The 19682-nt window shown below is 71.8% G+C and carries 18 protein-coding genes and 1 tRNA gene; 10 read left to right on the top strand and 9 right to left on the bottom strand.

What is annotated here, in order from left to right; all coding sequences use genetic code 11:
- The first annotated feature begins 84 nt into the window (after window positions 1-84).
- Entirely contained in the window at window positions 85-1713 is a 1629-nt protein-coding gene (locus tag AC5677_RS08465) for an ABC-F family ATP-binding cassette domain-containing protein (protein ID WP_497194394.1), read from the top strand.
- On the opposite strand, the gene AC5677_RS08460 is transcribed toward AC5677_RS08465, so the two are convergent.
- From AC5677_RS08460 to AC5677_RS08440, 5 genes are all read right to left on the bottom strand, one after another.
- A complete protein-coding gene (locus tag AC5677_RS08460) occupies window positions 1691-2476 on the bottom strand; it encodes a PIG-L deacetylase family protein (protein WP_497194393.1) in 786 nt (261 codons plus the stop codon). The two genes, AC5677_RS08465 and AC5677_RS08460, sit on opposite strands and share 23 nt — an antisense overlap.
- A 14-nt stretch (window positions 2477-2490) precedes the next feature.
- Complete coding sequence (locus tag AC5677_RS08455) at window positions 2491-3165, bottom strand: HAD family hydrolase (RefSeq protein WP_497194392.1); 675 nt, start codon at window positions 3163-3165, stop codon at window positions 2491-2493.
- Window positions 3166-3248: 83 nt separating this feature from the next.
- On the bottom strand, window positions 3249-4250 hold the full coding sequence (locus AC5677_RS08450; protein ID WP_497194391.1) for a pseudouridine synthase: 1002 nt from the start codon (window positions 4248-4250) through the stop codon (window positions 3249-3251).
- An 83-nt stretch (window positions 4251-4333) separates the two neighbouring features.
- Entirely contained in the window at window positions 4334-5341 is a 1008-nt protein-coding gene (locus tag AC5677_RS08445) for a DUF1259 domain-containing protein (protein ID WP_497194390.1), read from the bottom strand.
- A 239-nt stretch (window positions 5342-5580) separates the two neighbouring features.
- On the bottom strand, window positions 5581-6477 hold the full coding sequence (locus AC5677_RS08440) for an SGNH/GDSL hydrolase family protein (RefSeq protein WP_497194389.1): 897 nt from the start codon (window positions 6475-6477) through the stop codon (window positions 5581-5583).
- A gap of 209 nt (window positions 6478-6686) precedes the next feature.
- On the opposite strand from AC5677_RS08440, the gene AC5677_RS08435 reads away from it, so the two are divergent.
- The 3 genes from AC5677_RS08435 to AC5677_RS08425 all read left to right on the top strand — a co-directional run bounded on the left by AC5677_RS08435 (window position 6687) and on the right by AC5677_RS08425 (window position 9065).
- Window positions 6687-7877: a PucR family transcriptional regulator gene (locus AC5677_RS08435; RefSeq protein ID WP_497194388.1), complete on the top strand. Its 1191-nt coding sequence runs from the start codon at window positions 6687-6689 to the stop codon at window positions 7875-7877.
- A 221-nt stretch (window positions 7878-8098) separates the two neighbouring features.
- The gene (locus AC5677_RS08430) at window positions 8099-8365 is read left to right on the top strand and encodes a hypothetical protein (protein ID WP_497194387.1); all 267 of its coding nucleotides are present in this window, start codon (window positions 8099-8101) and stop codon (window positions 8363-8365) included.
- 163 nt (window positions 8366-8528) lie between these two features.
- Entirely contained in the window at window positions 8529-9065 is a 537-nt protein-coding gene (locus AC5677_RS08425; protein ID WP_497194386.1) for a GNAT family N-acetyltransferase, read from the top strand.
- Between the two features lie 307 nt (window positions 9066-9372).
- On the opposite strand, the gene AC5677_RS08420 is transcribed toward AC5677_RS08425, so the two are convergent.
- A tRNA-Leu gene (locus tag AC5677_RS08420) sits at window positions 9373-9457 on the bottom strand.
- A 308-nt stretch (window positions 9458-9765) separates the two neighbouring features.
- On the opposite strand from AC5677_RS08420, the gene AC5677_RS08415 reads away from it, so the two are divergent.
- The 3 genes from AC5677_RS08415 to AC5677_RS08405 all read left to right on the top strand — a co-directional run bounded on the left by AC5677_RS08415 (window position 9766) and on the right by AC5677_RS08405 (window position 12542).
- The gene (locus AC5677_RS08415) at window positions 9766-11091 is read left to right on the top strand and encodes a M20/M25/M40 family metallo-hydrolase (protein ID WP_497194385.1); all 1326 of its coding nucleotides are present in this window, start codon (window positions 9766-9768) and stop codon (window positions 11089-11091) included.
- A 163-nt stretch (window positions 11092-11254) separates the two neighbouring features.
- On the top strand, window positions 11255-11488 hold the full coding sequence (locus AC5677_RS08410; protein WP_497194384.1) for a chaplin: 234 nt from the start codon (window positions 11255-11257) through the stop codon (window positions 11486-11488).
- A 178-nt stretch (window positions 11489-11666) separates the two neighbouring features.
- Window positions 11667-12542, top strand: coding sequence for a chaplin (locus tag AC5677_RS08405; protein ID WP_497194383.1), 876 nt, complete (start codon window positions 11667-11669; stop codon window positions 12540-12542).
- Between the two features lie 99 nt (window positions 12543-12641).
- On the opposite strand, the gene AC5677_RS08400 is transcribed toward AC5677_RS08405, so the two are convergent.
- Complete coding sequence (locus tag AC5677_RS08400; protein ID WP_030066661.1) at window positions 12642-12830, bottom strand: DUF5703 family protein; 189 nt, start codon at window positions 12828-12830, stop codon at window positions 12642-12644.
- A 47-nt stretch (window positions 12831-12877) separates the two neighbouring features.
- On the opposite strand from AC5677_RS08400, the gene AC5677_RS08395 reads away from it, so the two are divergent.
- Window positions 12878-13558, top strand: coding sequence for a hypothetical protein (locus AC5677_RS08395; protein ID WP_497194382.1), 681 nt, complete (start codon window positions 12878-12880; stop codon window positions 13556-13558).
- 511 nt (window positions 13559-14069) lie between these two features.
- Here the strand turns inward: AC5677_RS08395 and AC5677_RS08390 are convergent.
- Both AC5677_RS08390 and AC5677_RS08385 read right to left on the bottom strand, forming a co-directional pair.
- On the bottom strand, window positions 14070-16427 hold the full coding sequence (locus AC5677_RS08390; RefSeq protein WP_497194381.1) for a helix-hairpin-helix domain-containing protein: 2358 nt from the start codon (window positions 16425-16427) through the stop codon (window positions 14070-14072).
- Window positions 16424-17407 (bottom strand): aldo/keto reductase, encoded by a 984-nt coding sequence (locus AC5677_RS08385; RefSeq protein ID WP_497194380.1) that lies wholly within the window; start codon window positions 17405-17407, stop codon window positions 16424-16426. The genes AC5677_RS08390 and AC5677_RS08385 overlap by 4 nt, the downstream gene beginning before the upstream one ends.
- Before the next feature lie 127 nt (window positions 17408-17534).
- On the opposite strand from AC5677_RS08385, the gene AC5677_RS08380 reads away from it, so the two are divergent.
- Both AC5677_RS08380 and AC5677_RS08375 read left to right on the top strand, forming a co-directional pair.
- Window positions 17535-18584, top strand: a complete 1050-nt coding sequence (locus tag AC5677_RS08380; protein WP_497194379.1) for an LLM class F420-dependent oxidoreductase — start codon at window positions 17535-17537, stop codon at window positions 18582-18584.
- Between the two features lie 288 nt (window positions 18585-18872).
- A complete protein-coding gene (locus AC5677_RS08375; RefSeq protein ID WP_497194378.1) occupies window positions 18873-19661 on the top strand; it encodes a ferritin-like domain-containing protein in 789 nt (262 codons plus the stop codon).
- Window positions 19662-19682: the final 21 nt, after the last annotated feature.

Raw genomic sequence — 19682 nt, 5'->3', positions numbered from 1 at the left:
CGACAGGAGAAGGCGCCCCTCGACGTTCTCCCGCGGTGTCTCCCTGCGCAGTCCCTACCTCGCCCCGCGCACCAGGAGACCTGTATGTCAAAGTCCCCCACCTCCGCCGCCTCCGCGGCCTCCATCGCCTGCACCGGCCTCGGCTTCACCTGGCCCGACGGCACCCCCGTCCTCGACGGCTTCCAGCTCGCCGTGGGCCCCGGCCGCACGGGCCTCATCGGCCTCAACGGATCAGGAAAATCCACCCTGTTGAAGCTGATCGCGGGCGAACTGACCCCCACCGAGGGCCGCATCAAGGTCGCCGGCGACATCGGCCACCTCCCGCAGCACGCCCCCCTCGACACCCACCTCCGCGTCGACCAGGCACTCGGCATCGCCGCCGCCCGCGCCGCCCTGCACGCCATCGAGAACGGCGACGCGAGCGAGGAGCACTTCACCGCCATCGGCGACGACTGGGACGTCGAGGAACGCGCCCGCGCCACCCTCGACCAGCTCGGCCTGTCCGCCCTCGACCTCGACCGCACCATCGGCGAGGTCTCCGGCGGCGAAGCCGTCCTGCTCCGCCTGGCCGCGCTCCTCCTGCGCCGGCCCGACGTCCTGCTCCTGGACGAGCCCACCAACAACCTCGACCGCGCCGCCCGCGCCCGGCTCCACGACGCGGTCGCCGGCTGGTCCGGCGTCCTCCTCGTCGTCAGCCACGACCGCGAACTCCTCGAACACGTCGACCGCATCGCCGACCTCCGCGACGGCGAAGTCCACTGGTACGGGGGCAACTTCACCGCCTACGAACGCGCCCTGGCCGTCGAACAGGAAGCGGCCGAACGGATGATGCGGGTCGCCGAGGCCGACGTCCAGCGGCAGAAACGCGAACTGGCCGACGCCCACATCAAGCTGGCCCGCCGGGTCCGCTACGGCAACAAAATGAGCGCCAACAAACGCGAACCCAAGATCATCATGAACGAGCGGAAAAGGGAGGCCCAGGTATCCGCCGGCAAACACCGCATCATGCACACCGAACGCCTCAAGGAAGCCAGGGAACGCCTCGACGAAGCCGCCGAAGCCGTCCGGGACGACGACGAGATCCGCATCGACCTGCCGCACACCGCGGTACCGCCCGGCCGCACCGTCCTCACCCTCGACGACCTCACCGCACGCCACGGCGCCCACGCCCACCTCGACGTCCGCGGCCCCGAACGCATCGCCCTCACCGGCCGCAACGGATCAGGAAAGACCACCCTGCTGCGCACCCTCGCCGGCGACCTCCCACCCGAGTCCGGCACCGCACAACTCCACGTCCCGCACCGCTTCCTCCCCCAACGCCTGGAGGTCCTCGACAACGACCTGACCATCGTCGAGAACGTCGCCCGCTTCGCCCCCGACGCCGGCAACAACCGCATCCGCGCCCGGCTCGCCCGCTTCCTGTTCAAGGGCGCCCGCGCCGACCAGCAGGCCGGCACCCTCTCCGGCGGCGAACGCTTCCGCGCCTCCCTCGCCGCCCTGATGCTCGCCGAACCCGCCCCGCAGCTCCTGATGCTGGACGAGCCGACCAACAACCTCGACATGGCCTCGGTACGCCGCCTCGTCACGGCCCTGGAGTCCTACGAGGGCGCGCTCCTGGTCGTCAGCCATGATCTGCCGTTTCTGCGCGAACTGGGGATCACCCGCTGGCTGGCCCTGGAGGACGGCGAACTCACCGACTCCGAGCCGCTGTAGCGGGCGCCGCCGCCCGCACCTCGGCGAACCACTCCCGCCCGAGCAGCACCCCGAAAACGGGGACCGGCAGGCGCACCAGCCCCCGCATGACCGGGGCGAGCCTGCCGGTCCCCGCCACCTGCGTCCGGTGGGCGGCGAGCGCCGCCTGCTTGTGCCGGGCGAACCGCCGCACATCCACCGTATGCGTGATCGCCGCCCGCGGACTGAACGCCTTCCGCAACGCCGCATCGTCGTGCCGCATCGGAACCCTCAGCAGCCGCACCAGACGCACCAGCCGCGCGACGACATCCCGCGGCACCGTGGCCTCCAACAAGCGCGGCACCCCGGCCAACTCGGCGGCCCGCCGGCCGACCCGGTGCACCTGGACGTGATCCCGGTGGCCGTACCCGCCATTGGCGTCGTAACTCACCAGCACGTCCACGTCCTCCTCCCGCAGCACCGCCGCCAGCCGCCCGGCCGCCTCCTCCGTCCCGGCCCGCACGAACCGCGCCCGGTCCGGCGGATCCGGATACAGCACCGGACCGTGCCCGCTGTTCGCATACCCGAGGTGAACGACCCGCGCCACCCCCAGCACCCGCGCACTCGCCCGCAGCTCCGCCATGCGCGGCGACTCCGCCGCCCCCTCCGGGACGGCGCCCATCAGACCGTCGGTCGCCACCACGACCACCACCCGATGGCCTTCGGCGGCGGCACGGGCCAGCGTGCCACCGGTCAGCAGCACTTCGTCATCGGGATGGGCATGAAACGCCAACAGGGTCGCCATGCGGGCAAGGTAGTTCAGAAGTGCCGCAGCAACTCGCCGAACGCAGACAACCGCAGCACCTTGTCATCCGCCGGATCCAGCTCGCTGTGCTCCAGCACCCACGTGTGGTCGTTCGGAATGAACACGGCATTGAGCCCGGCCGACCGCGCGGGCAGGATGTCCGACTTCGGGGAATTCCCGATCATCCACGTCGCGTCCGGCACCAGCGCATACGCCCGCACCAGCTCCTCATACGTGGCGACATCCTTCTCCGCCACGATGTGCACGCCCTTGAAGTGCCGCGTCAGCCCCGACGCCACCACCTTCCGCTCCTGCTCCGCCCGTTCCCCCTTGGTCAGCAGCAGCAACTCGTGCCGCCGCGCCAACTCCGCCAGCGTCTCGGCCACCCCCGGAATCAGCTCCACCCGGTCCCCGGCGAAGGCCGCCGCCCACCCCGCGATCCGCGCCGACTCCTCGGCCGTCGCCGCCCGCCCCCGCAGCCGCGCCAGGCACTCCCCGAGGCTGTGCAGAAACACCTTGCTGCCGTACCCGAGCGTCGGCGCGTTCGCCGCCTCGATCTCGTCGAGCACGGCCCGCACCGCGTCCCGGTCGAGCCCGGGACCCGCCATCCACCCCAAGAACTCGTCGATGACCCGCTCAAAGATCACGTTGTTCTCCCACAACGTGTCGTCCGCATCAAAGATCAGCACCGCGACCCCCTCTCCCGCCTGGGCTCTTCCGCCAGGCAACCCGGGCAGCCTAGACACGCCGGGCCCCGTCCCGCACCGGAAAATCAGCGCGCCGGAGCGGCGGCTTCCCACGCCGCCAGCCGCAGCCCGCTCTCGAAGCGGCGCACCCGCCCGTCCACCGGATCCGTGAACTCCAGCCGCTTCGCCAACAGCTGCAACGGCGCACCGAAATCCCCCGGATCCGGCTCGCGGCACCCACCCCGGCCGGCCGCACACCCCGCACCGGCCGAACCGCCCGAACAGCCCGAACAGGCCGGAAAGAGCGGATCGTTGAGGATCGGCAGCCCGAGACCGTTCATGTGCACCCGCAGCTGATGCGTACGCCCCGTGGCAGGCAGCAGCCGGTACCGCCCCAGCCCGCCGCGCCGCCCGACCAGCTCGATCCGGCTCTCCGCATTGGCCTCACCCGGCACCTCCCGGGCGGCCCGCACCCCGCGCTCCTTCACGATCCGGCTGCGCACCGTCACCGGCAGCGCCACCCCCGCGTCGTACGCCGCCACCGCCTCGTACTCCTTGCGCACCCGCCGCCCGGCGAACAGCCCCTGATACGCGCCCCGGTCCCCGGGCCGGACGACGAACAGCGCCAGCCCCGCCGTCAGCCGGTCGAGCCGGTGCGCGGGCTGCAGCTCCGGCAGCCCCAGCTCCCGCCGCAGCCGGGCCTGCGCGGTCTCGGTGATGTGCCGCCCCCGCGGCATCGTGGCGAGAAAATGCGGCTTGTCGACCACCACGATCCGCTCGTCCCGGTGGACGACCCGTATCGCGAACGGCACCGCGACCTCCACCGCGAAATCCCGGTGGAACCACACATACCGCCCGGCCCGATACGGCTCGGCCCCGGTCAGTACGCCTTCCGCCCCGACGAAGCGCCCCTCGCCGAGCATCTCCGCCACCCGCGCGGCCCCGATGGCCCCCGCGAACCGGCCCACGAGATGCTCGCCCACCGTGCCCCACGCCCCCTTCGGATCGGCCGGCAACCGCACCCGCACGGGGTCGATGCCGTGCCGCTGGGGCAGCGGGGCGGGCGGAACGGGCGATCTGCGTCTCACGGAGCCAAGGGAACCCCAGCCCGGCCACCGTTCTCAAATCGCACCCGCGGCCGGGGCGCCCCGGCCGCGGGTGCCCCGGCCGGTCAGCCGCCGGCCGGCACGACGTTGGTGGCCTCCACCGCCGGGCGCAGGGCGCGGGCGAGCAGGACACCGTCACCGACGGCCCAGAAGTGCGTGAAGTACAGATGGGGCTTGTCCGTCAGACCGTGGTTGTGCAGCTCGACGAGCGCGGCCCCGGCGCGCCGCAGCGCCACCAGCACATCCTTGACCTCCTTGGCGATCATGGCGCAGTCGCCGCTGATCGCGGCCCGGCCGCCCCCCAGCGCCTGGAAGTTGAGCGCGGTCGTCGACCCCAGGCCCGGAGGGAGCACCAGATGACCATCGGTGATCGTCTCGCGGCGCACGAAGACGCACTTGTAGATCCCGTCGTCGTCCACCGAACCCTTGACACCCAGCGCGTCATCGATGCCACGGGTGTCCAGACCGACGGGCTGCTGCGGCACGGACAGCAGCGGCGGCGGGGTGCCGGTGCGGTCGAACGCCGCGCGCAGTCCCCGGGCGACGGCCACCGGGTGGTGGCTGTGCGCGTGGAGATGGACCCACCAGATGTCGGGGGTCTGCGACAGCAGGTGCTTGTGGAGCGCGGTCTGCTCGATCCCGTGCTCCTGCAGAACGTCGAGGAACCCCTGCAGCTCCTCCTCGGTGACCACCACATCGCCCATCAGCAGCGTGCTGCCGTCGGCGTAGCGGACGAAGGACACATGCGAACCCAGGGCGAGCGCCGGTTTGACGACGACGCCACGCGAGACCACCAGAAGGTCCCGGCGCGGAAGCCCCGTGTGATACATGACCTTGCGCTTCATATCGCCGGTGCGGCCCAGGGCCCTGGCCACACCCCGCCAGTCCGACAGGGTGGTGTGCACCGGCTTGACCAGCCCGCTGCCGCTCGCCCCGGCCGCCCCGAGGGACCGGGCACGGGCCGGGGACGCCGCGCCCATCAGCACCGGAGCCAGGGCCGCGGCCGCGGCCAGCACGCGCCGCCGCGGCGCACCCGCCTGCGGATGGATCTCCTGCCGTCGGTCTCCACTCATCACATGAGCACCTCCATGACGAGAGGGAAGCATGATCGACCGGAGACTTTGCCCACCTCGCCACCGCTGTGCGGCCAGGTGGGCTAAGCAGTCGTCGCGAAGGGTGAGACAACCGGCCGCCGAGCGCCCACCGGGCCCTCGCGCACGGCCCGTCACAAGCGCCTGCCCGGCCTCCCCGGCGGACCGCCCGCAGTCCGATCGCCGGACCGGGCGACGGCCCCTCACCCGCACCCCGCCGATCAGCGCCCGAGCGCCCTCAGCACCGCATCCGCCATCACCCGCTCACCGGTCGCATTCGGATGCAGCGGCAACGTCGGCGAGGCCGGCAGAAGACCCTCGATCCACGGCTGTGACGAGCAGCTGTCATGGCCCTTGGTCGGACCGAGCGTGTCGACGTACGTGGCACCGGCCGCCTCGGCGGTCCGGCCGACCTTGTCGTTGAGCCGGCCGAGGACGGAGCGCAGAAACCCGAGGTCCCCGGTCGTGACGGGCATTTTCCCCAGGCACCGCTTCGGGTCGTCCGGCAGCACCGACGGATAGCCGACGATCACCACCCTGGCCTTCGGCGCCTTGGCACGGAGCCTGCGGAGGGCCTCGGTCAGCTGCGCGCCCGCCGAGTCCAGCCGGTCGTCGAGCGTGCTGCCGTAGAAATCGCGGCACGGAGCACCGAAGGGATGGGCGACGGCCAGGGCGATGCAGGTGACCGCGAGATCACCGAAGCCGAGATCGGAGGTACCGAGGTCGTCACCGGCGATCGTGAGCGTGACCAGGGAGGTGTCCGGTGTGACGGCATCGAGCTGAGGGCCGTTGACGACGATCCCGGCGTCCTTCTGGGACGCGGTGAGCGCACCCACCTTGGCACCGGCACAGGACACGTCCACATACGACGACGGGGCGAGGGCCGCGGCGACGAGATGGCCGTAGTCACGGTCGGAGCGCAGGCACAGGCCCGCGGAGGAGGCGGGAATCCCGGCACCGGCGGCATACGAATCGCCGAGCGCCACATACTTACCCGTCCCGGCCGGGGCAGCGGCCACGGCGGGCGAGACGGTGGCGGTGAGGGCGGTGGCGACAAGCGCGGCACCGGTCAACGCGGACACCCACTTCGGGGTACGCCTGCCGCGCGCGGCACTCATGTCGCTCGGTGTAGCGGCTCTGGACACAGTTCCTCCTGGGGAGGCAGCAAGACGGAAGGTAAGGTCCGATACCGGCCGGTAACGTGACCGCCATCGTGGCGGGCCGCTGCCCCAGGGGCCATGTGCCGGCACACAGCAGCACCACCGCCCCCGTTGTCCCCCGGCACAACTCCCCGCCTCCGCCCGCCGCTCTTTGTAACCTGCGGTTCATGCACCGCATCCCCGACCCGCCTCCCGAAGTCGCGCCCATCGCCGCCTCGTTGCGCAGCCGCGCCCCGGAACTGGGCACACGGATGGCCCGCCGCATCCGCGACGAGGTGGCGTACTACGGCAGTGCGGGCGGCGTGCCCTTCGCGGAGTTGAGCGCTTCGTGCCAACGCAACGCCGAGCTGGTCTTCCGGCACCTCGCCGGCGACCGCGGCTTCGACATGACACCGGCGCTCGAAACCGGTCGCCAACGGGCCCGCCGAGGCGACCCGTTGGCCGATCTGCTGCACGCCTACCGCGTCGGATCCGAGTTCCTGTGGTCCGAACTCGCCGCCGAGGCCCGTGTCGCGGACGGCATCACCACCGACACATTCGTCTCCCTGGCCGCATGGTGGGTGTGCGAAGGACTCGCCGCGGCGGCCAGCGACGCCTACCGCGACGAGACCTCCGAGCTGGTACTGCAACGCGAGCGCGAACGATCCGCCATGGTCGAGGCGCTGTTCACCGGGATGCTCACCGACCGCACCACCCTCTGGGGCGCCGCCGACATGCTCGGCCTGCCCACCGGCGGGCCGTACCTCGTCGTGGCGGCCGAAGTACCGGCCCCGGGCCGCGAGGCACTGCCCGGCATCGAGGCACGGCTCCAGGCCGAGCAACTGCGCTCGGCCTGGCGCCTGTTGCCCGACCTCCAGATCGGCGTGGTCGCCGTCCACCACCCCGGCGCCGAGGAAACCGCCCTGCGCGTCCTGGGACGGTCTCCCGACTCCCGGGTGGGCGTCAGCCCTCCGTACCGCGCCCTGCAGGACACCCCCAGGGCACTGCGTCTCGCGCGGGTGGCGCTGGCCGGGGTCCGCGGCCGCCCGGCCGGGCTCGCACGGTTCGACGACAGCCCCACCGCCCTGCTCGTCGCCTCGGCCCCGGACGAAGCCGGGCGGATCGCCCGAGCCGTCTTCGAGGGCGTACTGGCACTCCCGGCCACGGAGCGGGACCGCCTGCTGGAGACGCTGGAATGCTGGTTCGCGGCCGCCGGCTCCACGGCCGGCGCGGCGGAGCGGCTGTACTGCCACCGCAACACGGTGCGCTACCGGCTGCAGAGACTGGAGGAACTGACCGGACGCTCCCTGCGGGACCCACGCGCGGTCGCCGACCTGGCAGTGGCACTGCATGCGCTGCCGCTGCTGTCGCTGGAGTAACACCGGGGCGCCACAACCCGGCCGGGCCGCACGACGTCCTCCATACCGGCACACAAGGCACCACTCGCCGACGACCGGACAACTACACATCGACCACCGGCCGTTGACGATCCACGGACACCACGCAGAACGGCAGACGCATTCCGGAACGGAATCCGGATCGAGGGCACCGGAATCCGCCGTGTGCCACCCACACACAACAACAAAAAAAGAGGGACCGGATGTCACCGGGCAGAGAAAACTGGTACGTCGAACAAACCGGGCAGGCGATCGCCGAGGAGATCCTGCGCAGGCGCGCCATACAGCGCGCCAGGGCCGTCAAGTACAGCCGAGAGTTAGCGGAACAGAGCCGCAAGATCGCCCACGAAAACGAAGCCGCCGAACTGGAACGCCTCGCGGTCCTCGGCCAGATCCCCCAGGCCGAATACAAGGCCCGCATGGCCGCCCTGGCAGACGCCGCCGACGAAGGAACCGGACGGGAACCCTAGTCCTCGAACTCGCCCCTCAACGACATCGAAGCCGCGGCCATCGCCTGACCGGGAAGCCGCCAGGGAGCAAAGAGGACCCCTCGGCGCCCCGCCGAGGAGAACGCACAAGACGCAGCGCAGCAATTGCCTGGCCGCCGCACGCCGGAGAGATCATCATGTGGTGATGTCCGAGAAGCAGCTCTCGCCGGCACCGACCGCGGTACGGCTCACCCGGTACACCACGACGGACCAGGCCGAAATCCTCGGCGACGGCGCCGACCCCTTCGGCGTCGCCGCGACCGGTCTGACCTGGCTGCCCAAGGAAGAACACTTCGGCATCAGAATCGGCAACCGACTGGTGGCACACACCGGTCTGCGGCGGCTGCCGATCGCGATCGGCACGGCCGAGACCGAGGTCGTGGGCGTCGGCGGAGTGGCCGTCGCCCCCGACGTACAAGGCCAGGGACTGGCCCGGCTCGCCCTCACCGCCGCACTGGACCACGCCCGCACCATGGGCCCCCGGCACGCCCTCCTGTTCTGCCGGCCGCCCCTGGTGCCGCTCTACCAACACCTCGGCTGGCAGCCGCTCGACGAGGACGTACACGTCGAACAGCCCGAATCCCGCCTGGTGACCATGCCACTGCGGACGATGGTGACGCCCCTTCACCACAACGCACACTGGCCCCCGGGCCCGGTACGCCTGTTCTCCCTCCCGATGTGACGGACGCCTCCCGCCGGCAGCACCATCGTCGGCCGCCCCCGCCACCACTGCGCCGCCCCGGCTCCCGCACGAGCCGCCCTTCACGCCATTACCGAATGCGACCGACCAATTACCCAACCCCATATCGGGTGCCACCGGATACGGGAGCCGCCCCTCAGCTCGTCTCGGCTCATCCGCTCGTCACCGAATCGATCCACCGAACCGCAAGCCGAAAGGAATCGGCGCAACGCACGCACATCGACCCGAAACGAGAAAGAGGGCCGTGACGGTGAAGTCACAACCCTCTTTGCCGTGTACGTACACAGAGTGTCCGAGGGGGGACTTGAACCCCCACGCCCGATAAAGGGCACTAGCACCTCAAGCTAGCGCGTCTGCCATTCCGCCACCCGGACAAGGTGTCTGCCGTTCCGGCCTGGGCCGTTCCGACGTGGAAAACAATAGCAAACCTTCGGGGGTGGTCGATCACCCGTGCATCTGGCCGGTCGCAGGGCCGTGACCAGCGCATGTCGGGAGCATTACGGCCTTGGGCGTGGCGGGCGGGAGGGGGAGGATGGCCGTGGACCCCCGCCGCGGAGCGCGCTCCCCGGAATGCGCGCCGCGGCCGTGAACCAAGAGGAGGCAGTGTGAGCGAGCTCCGCGAGCGAACCATGGAAAGGTGCCGGCCCCGCGCATACGGGGCAGAGCGAAGCGAGGTTCAGGCATGAGCGAGTCGCAGCCGGCCCGTACGGTCACAGGCGAGGACGAGGTCGTCGACCTGTGCCGGGATCTGATCAGGATCGACACCAGCAACTACGGGGACCACTCGGGGCCGGGTGAGCGGGCCGCCGCCGAATACGTCGCGGAGAAGCTCGCCGAGGTCGGCCTGGAGCCGCAGATCTTCGAATCGCACAAGGGCCGCGCCTCGACCGTCGCCCGGATCGAGGGCGAGGACCGCTCCCGGCCCGCGCTGCTGATCCACGGGCACACCGACGTCGTCCCGGCCAACGCCGACGACTGGACCCACCACCCCTTCTCCGGCGAGATCGCCGACGGGTGCGTCTGGGGCCGCGGCGCGGTCGACATGAAGGACATGGACGCGATGACGCTCGCCGTCGTCCGCGACCGGCTCCGTACGGGGCGGAAGCCGCCGCGGGACATCGTGCTGGCGTTCCTCGCCGACGAGGAGGCGGGAGGCACGTACGGTGCGCGTTTCCTCGTCGACAAGCACCCCGAGCTCTTCGAAGGCGTCACGGAGGCGATCAGCGAGGTCGGCGGCTTCTCCTTCACCGTCAACGATCAGGTCCGGCTCTACCTCATCGAGACTGCCCAGAAGGGCATGCACTGGATGAAGCTGACGGTGGACGGCAACGCCGGGCACGGCTCGATGATCCACAAGGACAACGCGATCACCGAACTGTCCGAGGCCGTCGGGCGGCTGGGGCGGCACGAGTTCCCGGTGCGGGTGACCAAGACGCTGCGGTCGTTCCTGGACCAGCTCGGGGACGCGCTGGGGACCGAACTCGACCCGGAGAACATGGACGCCACGCTCGCCAAGCTCGGCGGCATCGCCAAGCTGATCGGCGCGTCCCTGCGCAACACCGCCAATCCGACGCAGCTGGGCGCCGGGTACAAGGTCAATGTGATTCCCGGGCAGGCCACCGCGCACGTCGACGGGCGCTTCCTGCCGGGCTACGAGGAAGAGTTCCTGGCCGATCTCGACCGGATCCTCGGCCCGCGCGTCAAGCGCGAGGACGTCCATGCGGACAAGGCGCTGGAGACGACCTTCGACGGGGCGCTGGTGGACGCGATGCAGTCCGCGCTGCAGGCCGAGGACCCGATCGCGCGCGCGGTGCCGTACATGCTCTCCGCCGGTACGGACGCCAAGTCCTTCGACGACCTCGGGATCCGGGGATTCGGGTTCGCGCCGCTGAAGCTGCCGCCGGAGCTGGACTTCGCCGGGATGTTCCACGGTGTGGACGAGCGAGTGCCGGTGGACGGACTGAAGTTCGGGGTGCGGGTGCTCGACCGGTTCATCGACCAGAGCTGAACAGGGGCTCCGTTCAGCGGAATTCGGTACGAACCTCCTGTCATTCGTGTCGAATTAGCTGAAAAGAGTGAATGTGGCGATGTGTTCGTAGCTTCAACGGCTCGGTCCTCGTTGCAGTGTGTGCGGTCCGCGGCTGGGACCGCATTGCCTACAAGGAGGAACAATGATCAAGAAGGTCGTCGCAGCTGCGGCAATCACCGGCGGTCTCGTGCTCGCCGGCGCGGGGCTGGCCGTTGCCGACTCGGGTGCTCAGGGTGCGTCCCTGAACTCCCCCGGTGCGGTGTCCGGCAACACCGTCCAGATTCCGGTCCACGTGCCGATCAACGCCTGCGGCAACACCGTCTCCGTGATCGGGCTGCTGAACCCGGCCTTCGGCAACACCTGCATCAACAAGTGACGTTCTGACGTTCCGACGTTGTTAGGCGTTGCACAAGAGCCCGTAAGGGCCTGATCCAGTTCGGCTCCGGAATGCATCCCGTGCATTCCGGAGCCTCTGGGTATTTCTGCGCCGTGGTGATCATGTATGAGGGTCGCCCGCGCGCATTCCCGTAAGGCACAAGGCAGGGGAACAACCTATGAGACAGGTCGCACGAAGGGGCCTGATCACGATCGCGGCCGCCGGTGGCGTACTCGCCGCCGTCAGCGGATCCGCACAGGCGGACTCGGGCGCCGCCGGAGGCACGTCACACTCGCCCGGCGTCGCCTCGGGCAACACCGTCCAGGTGCCGGTCCACGCGCCGGTGAACGTGTGCGGCAACACCGTCGACGTCGTCGGGCTGCTCAATCCCGCGTTCGGCAACAACTGCGCCAATGGCTCCGGCGGCAAGCACCACGGCAGTCACTCCGGCCATGGTGGCCAGGGCGGCTCTGGCAGGCACGGCGGTGCCACCGCCGAGGGCGGGGCGTCGCATTCACCCGGCGTCGCCTCGGGCAACACCGTCCAGGTGCCGGTCGACGCGCCGGTGAACGTGTGCGGCAACACCGTCGACGTCGTCGGGCTGCTCAATCCCGCGACCGGCAACGACTGCGGCAATGAAGCCAGCCCGCAGCCGCCGCATCACCCGGGTCACCCCGGGCAGCCGGGTCACCCCGGGCATCCTGGGCACCCTGGTCACCCGGGCCACCCCGGTCATCCCGGGAACCCGGGTCACCCCGGGAACCCGGGTCACCCCGGGAACCCGGGCCACCCCGGTCAGCCGCCCGCCCCGGGCAGCCCGCACAGCCCTGGGACCGGGGGAGGCTCCAAGCCCACTCCGGTGCACCAGCACGGGCCGGGAGTGCGGCCGCAGGCCGAGGCGCCGGGCAAGTCGGCCATCGTCGCGACGCCGAAGGCCCCCGGACATCTCGCTCACACCGGCGCCGACATGATCGGCTACGCCGTACCGGCGAGCGCCGGCCTGCTGCTCGGCGGGGCCGTGCTCTACCGCCGGGCGCGCACCGCGCGCAGGTGATCCGCGCCACGTAGCGCAACACACACAACGCAGCACACGCAACGGAGCGGGCCCTGTCGGTGCGGGGCCCGTTCTGCCGAGGTCATGCCCCAGCGGCGCTCACCAAGTGGCGCGGAGCTGTCGAATGATCCGTCGGCGCAGCCGCACCTTGCGGCTCCCATCGGGGTTGAGGCGAAGTCGGTCCAACTCCCAGTGTCCGTACTCGGCATGGTCGGTCAGCAGGCGTGTGGCGGCCGACCGGGAGACCCCCCGGGGCACGTACACATCGCAGAATTCGTATTCCGGCATCGCATCTATTGTGCGGGACCGGCCCCGGTACGGATAGCGTCTGCACTATGTCTGATGCTGCGCAGCCTTCCGCTGCCGAGGTACGTGCCGCCGCCGAGGCGGTCAAAGCCGCGCTGGACCGTCACCTCGACGCGGTCGAACGCCGCTCGGGGCCGGACGATCCGGCTGTCTACGCCGCGTTCGACGAACTCGCCGCGGCCGCCGAGGTCTATGACGAGCTGCTGTACGACACCCACGACGAGGTCACCCCCTTCGAGATCCCCGGGAACGAGGCGCTGCCCGTCTATGGCGGCCCCGAGGAACCCAGCGCGCTGAGCGTGCTGATCCGCCGCGACTACACCGTCGCCGAACCGCAGCGGCTGCTGCATCAGGCGCAGCGCATCGCCGATCTCGATCCGGACGCCGTCGACGGGACGGCGGCGAACGGCTCCGGTGAGGCCGCCGGCGTGGTCGGCACCAGCGTGCATGCGGCGCTGGGCGTGCTCTTCGGGGAGTTCGAGCCGGACGAGATCGCCTCCCGGCACAAGGAGTTCGGCCTGGAGGAGGGTGACTCCACGCTGTGGGTGGCGGCCGCCGACGAACCGACCGAACCGGGGGAGTGGCTGTCCGCGCCGTTCGATCAGGCCGATCCCCAGCGGGTGGTGTGCCGCTTCGACGTCAGCTCGGTCTTCGACGAGGAGCTGGGCGATGACGATGACTTCCTGGAGCCGCTCGAACGGGAACACTGACCCCCGTCGCCCCGGGGGCCGCGCGGCTGCCCTCGGGGCCCGCATGTTTGGCCGCCCGCCCGCACGACACATGTTTGGCCCGCCTGCACGACGCGAGGGGCAGTCGGGCCGCGGGTGAATGCTCCGGGTGCTCCGGGTGCTTTGGGGCTCCGGGGCTGGCGCACCCGCCCTCCAGCGCGCCGTGGTGTCGTACCGCGGCGCGCTGCGGCGTTGTGCGGTGGTGGCGCGCGGCGGTCGTGGCGGCGGTGGGTAGCGGCGGTGGTGGTGCGCGGCGGTGTGTGGCGGGGTGCGGCGGTCGTTCTGTGGCGGGGTGCGTGCGTCTGCTTGTGTCGATGTGGCGGGGTGTGGCGCTGGGGCTGGCTGTTGTGGTGCTGCGGCGGCGTCCTTGGTCCGTGGTGACGGGCCTTGTGCGCCGCCGCCTCCCTACTTCCTTTTACGGCAACGATTACGGAGAGTTATTTGTTCCCGGGGAATTTTCACTCTCTGTTAGTGGGGTGGGGGTGCTGTCTCCCTAGTTGGGGGTGGCGTCGGGGTCGGACTGGGCGTTCTGGAGTTGGAGCAGTGTGCGCAGGCGGGTGGTGCGTTCCTTCACGGGGATCTCGGCCACTGCGCGTGGGAGGGCCTGGTCGGCGCCCTGGACGACCGAGAGATGGCGTTCGCCGCGGCTGAAGGCGGTGTACACCCAGGCGCGGGTCAGGCCGCCGGCGGCGTCGCCGGGCAGTACGACCACCGCGGCGGGCCAGCGCAGGCCGGCCGCCTGATGGGCGGTGAGGGCCCAGCCGTGGCGTAGCGCGCCGGCCTCGATCTGTTCGCGCGGTACGGCGACGGGCGTGCCCTCGCAGTCGAGCTGGAGGCCCGCGGCGTCGGCGCCCGTGACGGTGCCGGGCAGCGTACGGCCGGGAGCGGGCGCGTAGGCGATGCGGTCGCCGGGGTCGAAGCCGGCGAACCGGCCGGGGCCGGGGTTGAGGCGCTCCTTCAGCGCGGCGTTCAGTGCGCGGGTGCCGGCCGCGCCGCCATGGCCGACCGTGATGACCTGGGTCTGGTCGGCGGGGACGCCGAGGGCCCGGGGTACGGAGTCGGCGACCAGCTGGACCGTGCGGTGCACCGCCTCGCCGGCGTCACGCACCGGGACGATCACCACCTCCTTGCCGGGCGCCTCGACCTGGCTCAGCTCGCCGATGCCGATGCCCGACACCAGCTCGCCGATCGGGCCGAAGTCCGGGGTCCGGGAGGCGATTTGGGGGCAGAAGCGGGCCGCGAGGAGGTCGGCGAAGAGGCGGCCGGGGCCGGCGGACCAGAGGACACCGGGGTCGCCGCTGAGGATCAGCCGGGTGCCGTCGGTCAGCGATTCGATGAGCGTCGCGGCGGTGTCGAGGTCCAGCTGGGGGGCGTCCAGCACCACCAGGAGGTCGAGGGCGAGTGCGCCGTCGGCATCCCGGCCCGGCCCTTCCTGGCCGGCGAGCAGGCCGGATACGGTCACCGCTGCCGCGCGCGGGTCCTCGGCGAGGTAGTCGGGGGCGGCTTCGGCGAGGTGAGCGGCCAGGCGTCGGCGGCCGTTCTCGGTGTGGGTGGCGCCGTAGGCCCGCAGGCCCAGGGAGCGGGCGGCGGCGATCAGCGCCGCGGGCTCGGCGCGGGCCGCCTCGGCGCCGGTGTGGGCCACCAGGCCGCTGCCCGCGGCGGCCCGGATCAGTTCCGCCGCGGACGGCGAGGGGGCGGCGGCCGCGGCGGCCTCCCAGGCGGCGGCGGTGGGGGCGGCCACCGGCCTGGAGGTGTGCTCGTCCGCTTCCTCCGCCGCTGCTTCCGGTTCCTCCGCCGAGTCGGTCTCCTCCCCTGCCTCCGGCTCCGCCGCCGAGTCCGTCGCTTCCGCGGCCTCGAAGGTGTTGAGCAGCCGCGCCAGGCCGTCGGCCACGCTCTCCTCGGCCATGGCGCAGCGGTCCAGGCCGAGCAGGATCCGGACCGGCCGCTCCTCCTCGTCCTCGTCACCGGTCGCGGGACGGGCCCGGCCCGGGGTGTCGATCGCGTCCTGGAAGACCAGCACCGTGCCGTCGGCGATGGCCGTTTGCAGGGCGTCATCGGGGTCCGGTACCGCGCGCTGTTCGAGCGCGGCGCGCAGCACGGACGCCTCCAGGGCGGAGTGGCCCGCCACGGCGGCCTGTTCCAGCAGCCACCGGACCAGGGCCTGCGCGCGCCGCTCGTCCCCAGGGCCGCATTCACGACCGAGCAGCGCCTGCGCAAAGCCGTCGGCCTGGTCGGGGCGCACCCCGGGCACGCCGAGCAGCTGCCAGGGGTCGGCGCTCAGCGCCTGCGCGGCCCGCTCGCCCAGCGCCGCGGCGGTCTTCTCGGCCAGCTCCGCCGGGGCACCGCCGGACGTCAGGATCTGCCGTACGCCTTCGATGCCGGGGGACGTCGGCGCGGCGGGACGGGGAGCGGGGGCGGGTTGCTGGGGTGCGGCCGGGGCGACAGGCGCGACAGGCCGGGCGGGGCCGGGGCCCTCCGCCGCCTCCGGTGCCGGGCGGGTGCGTTCCGCCGGGGCGGCGGCCGGTGGCCGGGCCGCCGCCGGCCGGGGCGCGCGCGGTGTCTCGGCGAAGAAGGAGGCGGCCGAGCGCTCGCCGCTCTCCACGGCCCGTACCGCCGCGGCAAGCTGCGCCGCCGTCGTCGTGGCCGCACCGGAGCGTGCGGCCGGTGTCTCGTCCGTCTTCGCGGCCGCGTCGCCCGGGGACGGTGCCCCGGCGCCCGCCTCGACGGCCGCGCCCGCCTGCGCCGCGTCGCCCGCCGCCGCCCCGGCGTCCTCGGCCGGCTGGGCATCCGTAGCGCCGGGCGCGGCCTCCTGCTCGGGCGGGGTTTCGCCGGCGAGGCGGTCGGTACTCACAGCGTGCTCCAGTCGTGATCGGGATAGTGGTGCACCGGAGCCGATACATCGTCCAGCGCCCGGCGGATCTCGTCAGGAAGACTAAGGGTCTCCACTGACAATGCCGCTCTGAGCTGCGGCGCCGTGCGCGCGCCCAGGATCGGGGCGGTGACGCCGGGCCGGTCGCGGACCCAGGAGAGCGCGACCTGGAGCGGGGTGACGGCCAGTCCGTCGGCGGCGGTGCTGACCGCTTCGACGACCCGGCCCGCCGTCTCGTCCAGATAGGGCGCGACGAACGGCGCCAAGTGCTCCGAGGCACCGCGCGAGTCGGCGGGGGTGGCGTTGCGGTACTTGCCGGTGAGGACGCCGCGGCCCAGTGGCGAGGAGGGGAGCAGGCCGATGCCGAGGTCGACGGCGGCGGGCAGGACCTCGCGTTCGACGCCGCGCTGGAGGAGGGAGTACTCGAGCTGGGCGCCGGCCAGTGGGTTGCGGACGCCGGGTGCCGCCAGCTGCCAGGTGGCGGCCTTGGCGAGCTGCCAGCCGGAGAAGTTCGCCAGCCCCACATAGCGGGCCCGGCCGCTGGTGATGGCCAGGTCGAGGGCGTGGAGGGTCTCCTCCAGAGGGGTGTGCGGGTCGAAGGCGTGCAGCTGCCACAGGTCGACGTAGTCGGTGCCCAGCCGTTCCAGGGAGGCGTCGAGGGCGGCGAGGAGATGGCGTCTGGAGCCGTCGACGCGGCGGTCCGCCTCCAGGACGCTGCCCGCCTTGGTGGCGATCACCAGGTCGTCGCGCGGAACGAGTCCTTCCGTCAGCCGGCCCAGGAGGTATTCGGCGCCGCCGTCGGCGTAGATGTCGGCGGTGTCGACGAGGGTGCCGCCGGCCTCCCAGAATGTCTTGAGCTGGTCGGCGGCTTCCTGCTCGTCGGTGCCGCGCGCCCAGTTGAGGGTGCCGAGCCCGAGGCGGGACACGCGAAGGCCCGTACGGCCGAGGTGCCTTTGCTCCATGGGGCTTGAGATTACGCGCCGCGGGTCCGGATCAGTGGACCTGTGGACAACGGGCCGATGACGCGTGGAGGCGTCGCGCGCTAGAGTCCGCGGAACAGCGACGTTACTGATGAGTAAGGGGAGCGGCATGAGGCTTGGCATCAACCTCGGCTACTGGGGTGCCGGGATGGACTCGGACAATCTCGCCGTGGCGCAGGAGGCCGATCGCCTGGGCTATTCCGTGTGCTGGGCCGCCGAGGCCTACGGGTCCGACGCCGCCACCGTGCTGTCCTGGGTCGCCGCCCAGACCGAGCGCATCGACATCGGCTCGGCGATCTTCCAGATCCCGGCCCGTACGCCGGCGATGACCGCAATGACGGCCGCGACCCTCGACTCGCTCTCCGGCGGCCGCTTCCGGCTGGGCCTGGGCGTCTCCGGTCCGCAGGTCTCCGAGGGCTGGTACGGCGTCAAGTTCGACAAACCGCTGGCCCGCACCCGCGAGTACGTCGACATCGTGCGCAAGGCGATGAGCCGCGAGCGGCTGTCGTACGAGGGCGAGCACTGGACCCTGCCGCTGCCCGGCGGTCCCGGCAAGCCGCTCAAGCTCACCGTCCATCCGGAGCGTCCGCACATCCCGCTCTACATCGCGGCGATCGGCCCGAAGAACCTCCGGCAGACCGGTGAGATCGCCGACGGCGCGCTGCTGATCTTCCCGTCGGCCGACCATCTGGAGGAGACCGCCATCGCGCACCTCCGGGCGGGCCGCGAGAAGGCGGGCAAGACGCTGGACGGGTTCGACGTGTGCCCGACGCTGCCGCTCGCGGTCGGCCCGGACGTCAGTGCGCTGGCCGATATGTTCCGGCCGTACACCGCGCTGTACGTGGGCGGTATGGGCAGCCGGAAGCAGAACTTCTACAACCAGCTCGCGCAGCGGATGGGCTACGAGAAGGAAGCCGCCGAGATCCAGGAGAAGTACCTCTCCGGCGACAAGGACGGCGCGGCCGCGGCCATCCCGGAGCGGCTGATCGACCAGACCACGCTGCTCGGGCCGGTCGACCGGATCGCGGAGCGGATGCAGGCGTACGCGGCGGCCGGGGTCACCACCCTGACGCTGGCTCCGGCGGGCTTCACGCTGGAGGACCGGCTGGCGTCGCTGCGGGCGGGTACCGAGGCCCTGGAGCGCGCCGGGCTGGCGTAACGCCCCCGGCGGCGCGGCGGCCGGGCCCGCACACACGAAGGCCCCGCACACACGAAGGCCCGGCACCCGAAGGCGCCGGGCCGGTGCGGCTCTGCGGCCGTGGTGGGGGCTCGGGGGTCTTCCCCGCCACGGCCGTCACGCAGCACAACGCCCCGATGCCGACGTGGTTACGCCCCGCCACCACCAGGGAGTCGTTCGAACGGGCGCAGGGGCCGGGCGCTGCGGTTGCCGTCCCCGCGGGGCCGCACTTGACTGGATTGCGGTGTGGCCCTGCGGAAGGTGACGCGGATGCTCTCGGCCAGGAGTCTGTTCCAGGAGATCGTCGACAACGACGACGCCTACCGGCTGTTCTGCTCCATCGCGGCCAGCGGGGAGTCCCAGGGCGGCTGGGAGAACGGCCGGATCGCCGCACTGATGCCCGCCTCGCAGCGGGAGCTGGCACCCAAGGTCACCCGGCACGGCGCCGACGAGGACAAGCACGGCCGGATCTTCCGCGCCCTGCTGCGCAAGCGCGGCCTGACCCCCGCCGAGGTCCCCGAGGCGACCGACTACACCATGCTGCTGGAGCGGCGGGGCATCGGCCTGGCCCACGACAAGCTCCGCCGCGACGAGCCGCTCGACGAACTGGACATCGTCACCTACCTCGCACACAGCCGGGTCACCGAGCAGCGCGCCTCCGACCAGATGGACATGCTCAAGACCTACTTCGGCGACCATCCCGAGGTCGGCAGGGCGATCCGGATGATCGCCCACGACGAGGACAACCACCTCGCCTACTGCCATGAGGAGCTGCTGAGGCTGGCCCGCGCCGGGTACGGCCGGACCATCCAGCGGATCCTGCACGAATGCGCACTCGCGGAGGTCGGCGTCTACCGGGACGTCAGCCTGGCCGTGATGGACCACATGGGCCGTATCCTGCGCTGGTCCGCGGCCAAGTCCGCGCTGCTCAGGGCCGCGATCTGGGCGATGTACGGCTATGAACGGGCGGTCGGCTGGCGGCGGATGGTGCGCCTGACGATGCCCGAGCGGCGCAACGCCCTGGGCGGGCCGGCCACCTCCGCGCCGGAATTCGCCTGAGCCGCCCCCGAGAGGACGGCC

It is taken from the genome of Streptomyces sp. JLSY215 (genome assembly GCF_059682825.1).
This window is presented reverse-complemented; position numbering and strand designations above follow the sequence as displayed.

Coding starts and splice junctions, on each gene's coding strand:
- AC5677_RS08465 (WP_497194394.1), top strand. CDS start 85: ATGTCAAAGTCCCCCACCTCCGCCGCCTCCGCGGCCTCCATCGCCTGC.
- AC5677_RS08460 (WP_497194393.1), bottom strand. CDS start 2,476: ATGGCGACCCTGTTGGCGTTTCATGCCCATCCCGATGACGAAGTGCTG.
- AC5677_RS08445 (WP_497194390.1), bottom strand. CDS start 5,341: ATGAGTGGAGACCGACGGCAGGAGATCCATCCGCAGGCGGGTGCGCCG.
- AC5677_RS08440 (WP_497194389.1), bottom strand. CDS start 6,477: ATGAGTGCCGCGCGCGGCAGGCGTACCCCGAAGTGGGTGTCCGCGTTG.
- AC5677_RS08435 (WP_497194388.1), top strand. CDS start 6,687: ATGCACCGCATCCCCGACCCGCCTCCCGAAGTCGCGCCCATCGCCGCC.
- AC5677_RS08430 (WP_497194387.1), top strand. CDS start 8,099: ATGTCACCGGGCAGAGAAAACTGGTACGTCGAACAAACCGGGCAGGCG.
- AC5677_RS08425 (WP_497194386.1), top strand. CDS start 8,529: ATGTCCGAGAAGCAGCTCTCGCCGGCACCGACCGCGGTACGGCTCACC.
- AC5677_RS08415 (WP_497194385.1), top strand. CDS start 9,766: ATGAGCGAGTCGCAGCCGGCCCGTACGGTCACAGGCGAGGACGAGGTC.
- AC5677_RS08410 (WP_497194384.1), top strand. CDS start 11,255: ATGATCAAGAAGGTCGTCGCAGCTGCGGCAATCACCGGCGGTCTCGTG.
- AC5677_RS08405 (WP_497194383.1), top strand. CDS start 11,667: ATGAGACAGGTCGCACGAAGGGGCCTGATCACGATCGCGGCCGCCGGT.
- AC5677_RS08400 (WP_030066661.1), bottom strand. CDS start 12,830: ATGCCGGAATACGAATTCTGCGATGTGTACGTGCCCCGGGGGGTCTCC.
- AC5677_RS08395 (WP_497194382.1), top strand. CDS start 12,878: ATGTCTGATGCTGCGCAGCCTTCCGCTGCCGAGGTACGTGCCGCCGCC.
- AC5677_RS08385 (WP_497194380.1), bottom strand. CDS start 17,407: ATGGAGCAAAGGCACCTCGGCCGTACGGGCCTTCGCGTGTCCCGCCTC.
- AC5677_RS08380 (WP_497194379.1), top strand. CDS start 17,535: ATGAGGCTTGGCATCAACCTCGGCTACTGGGGTGCCGGGATGGACTCG.
- AC5677_RS08375 (WP_497194378.1), top strand. CDS start 18,873: ATGCTCTCGGCCAGGAGTCTGTTCCAGGAGATCGTCGACAACGACGAC.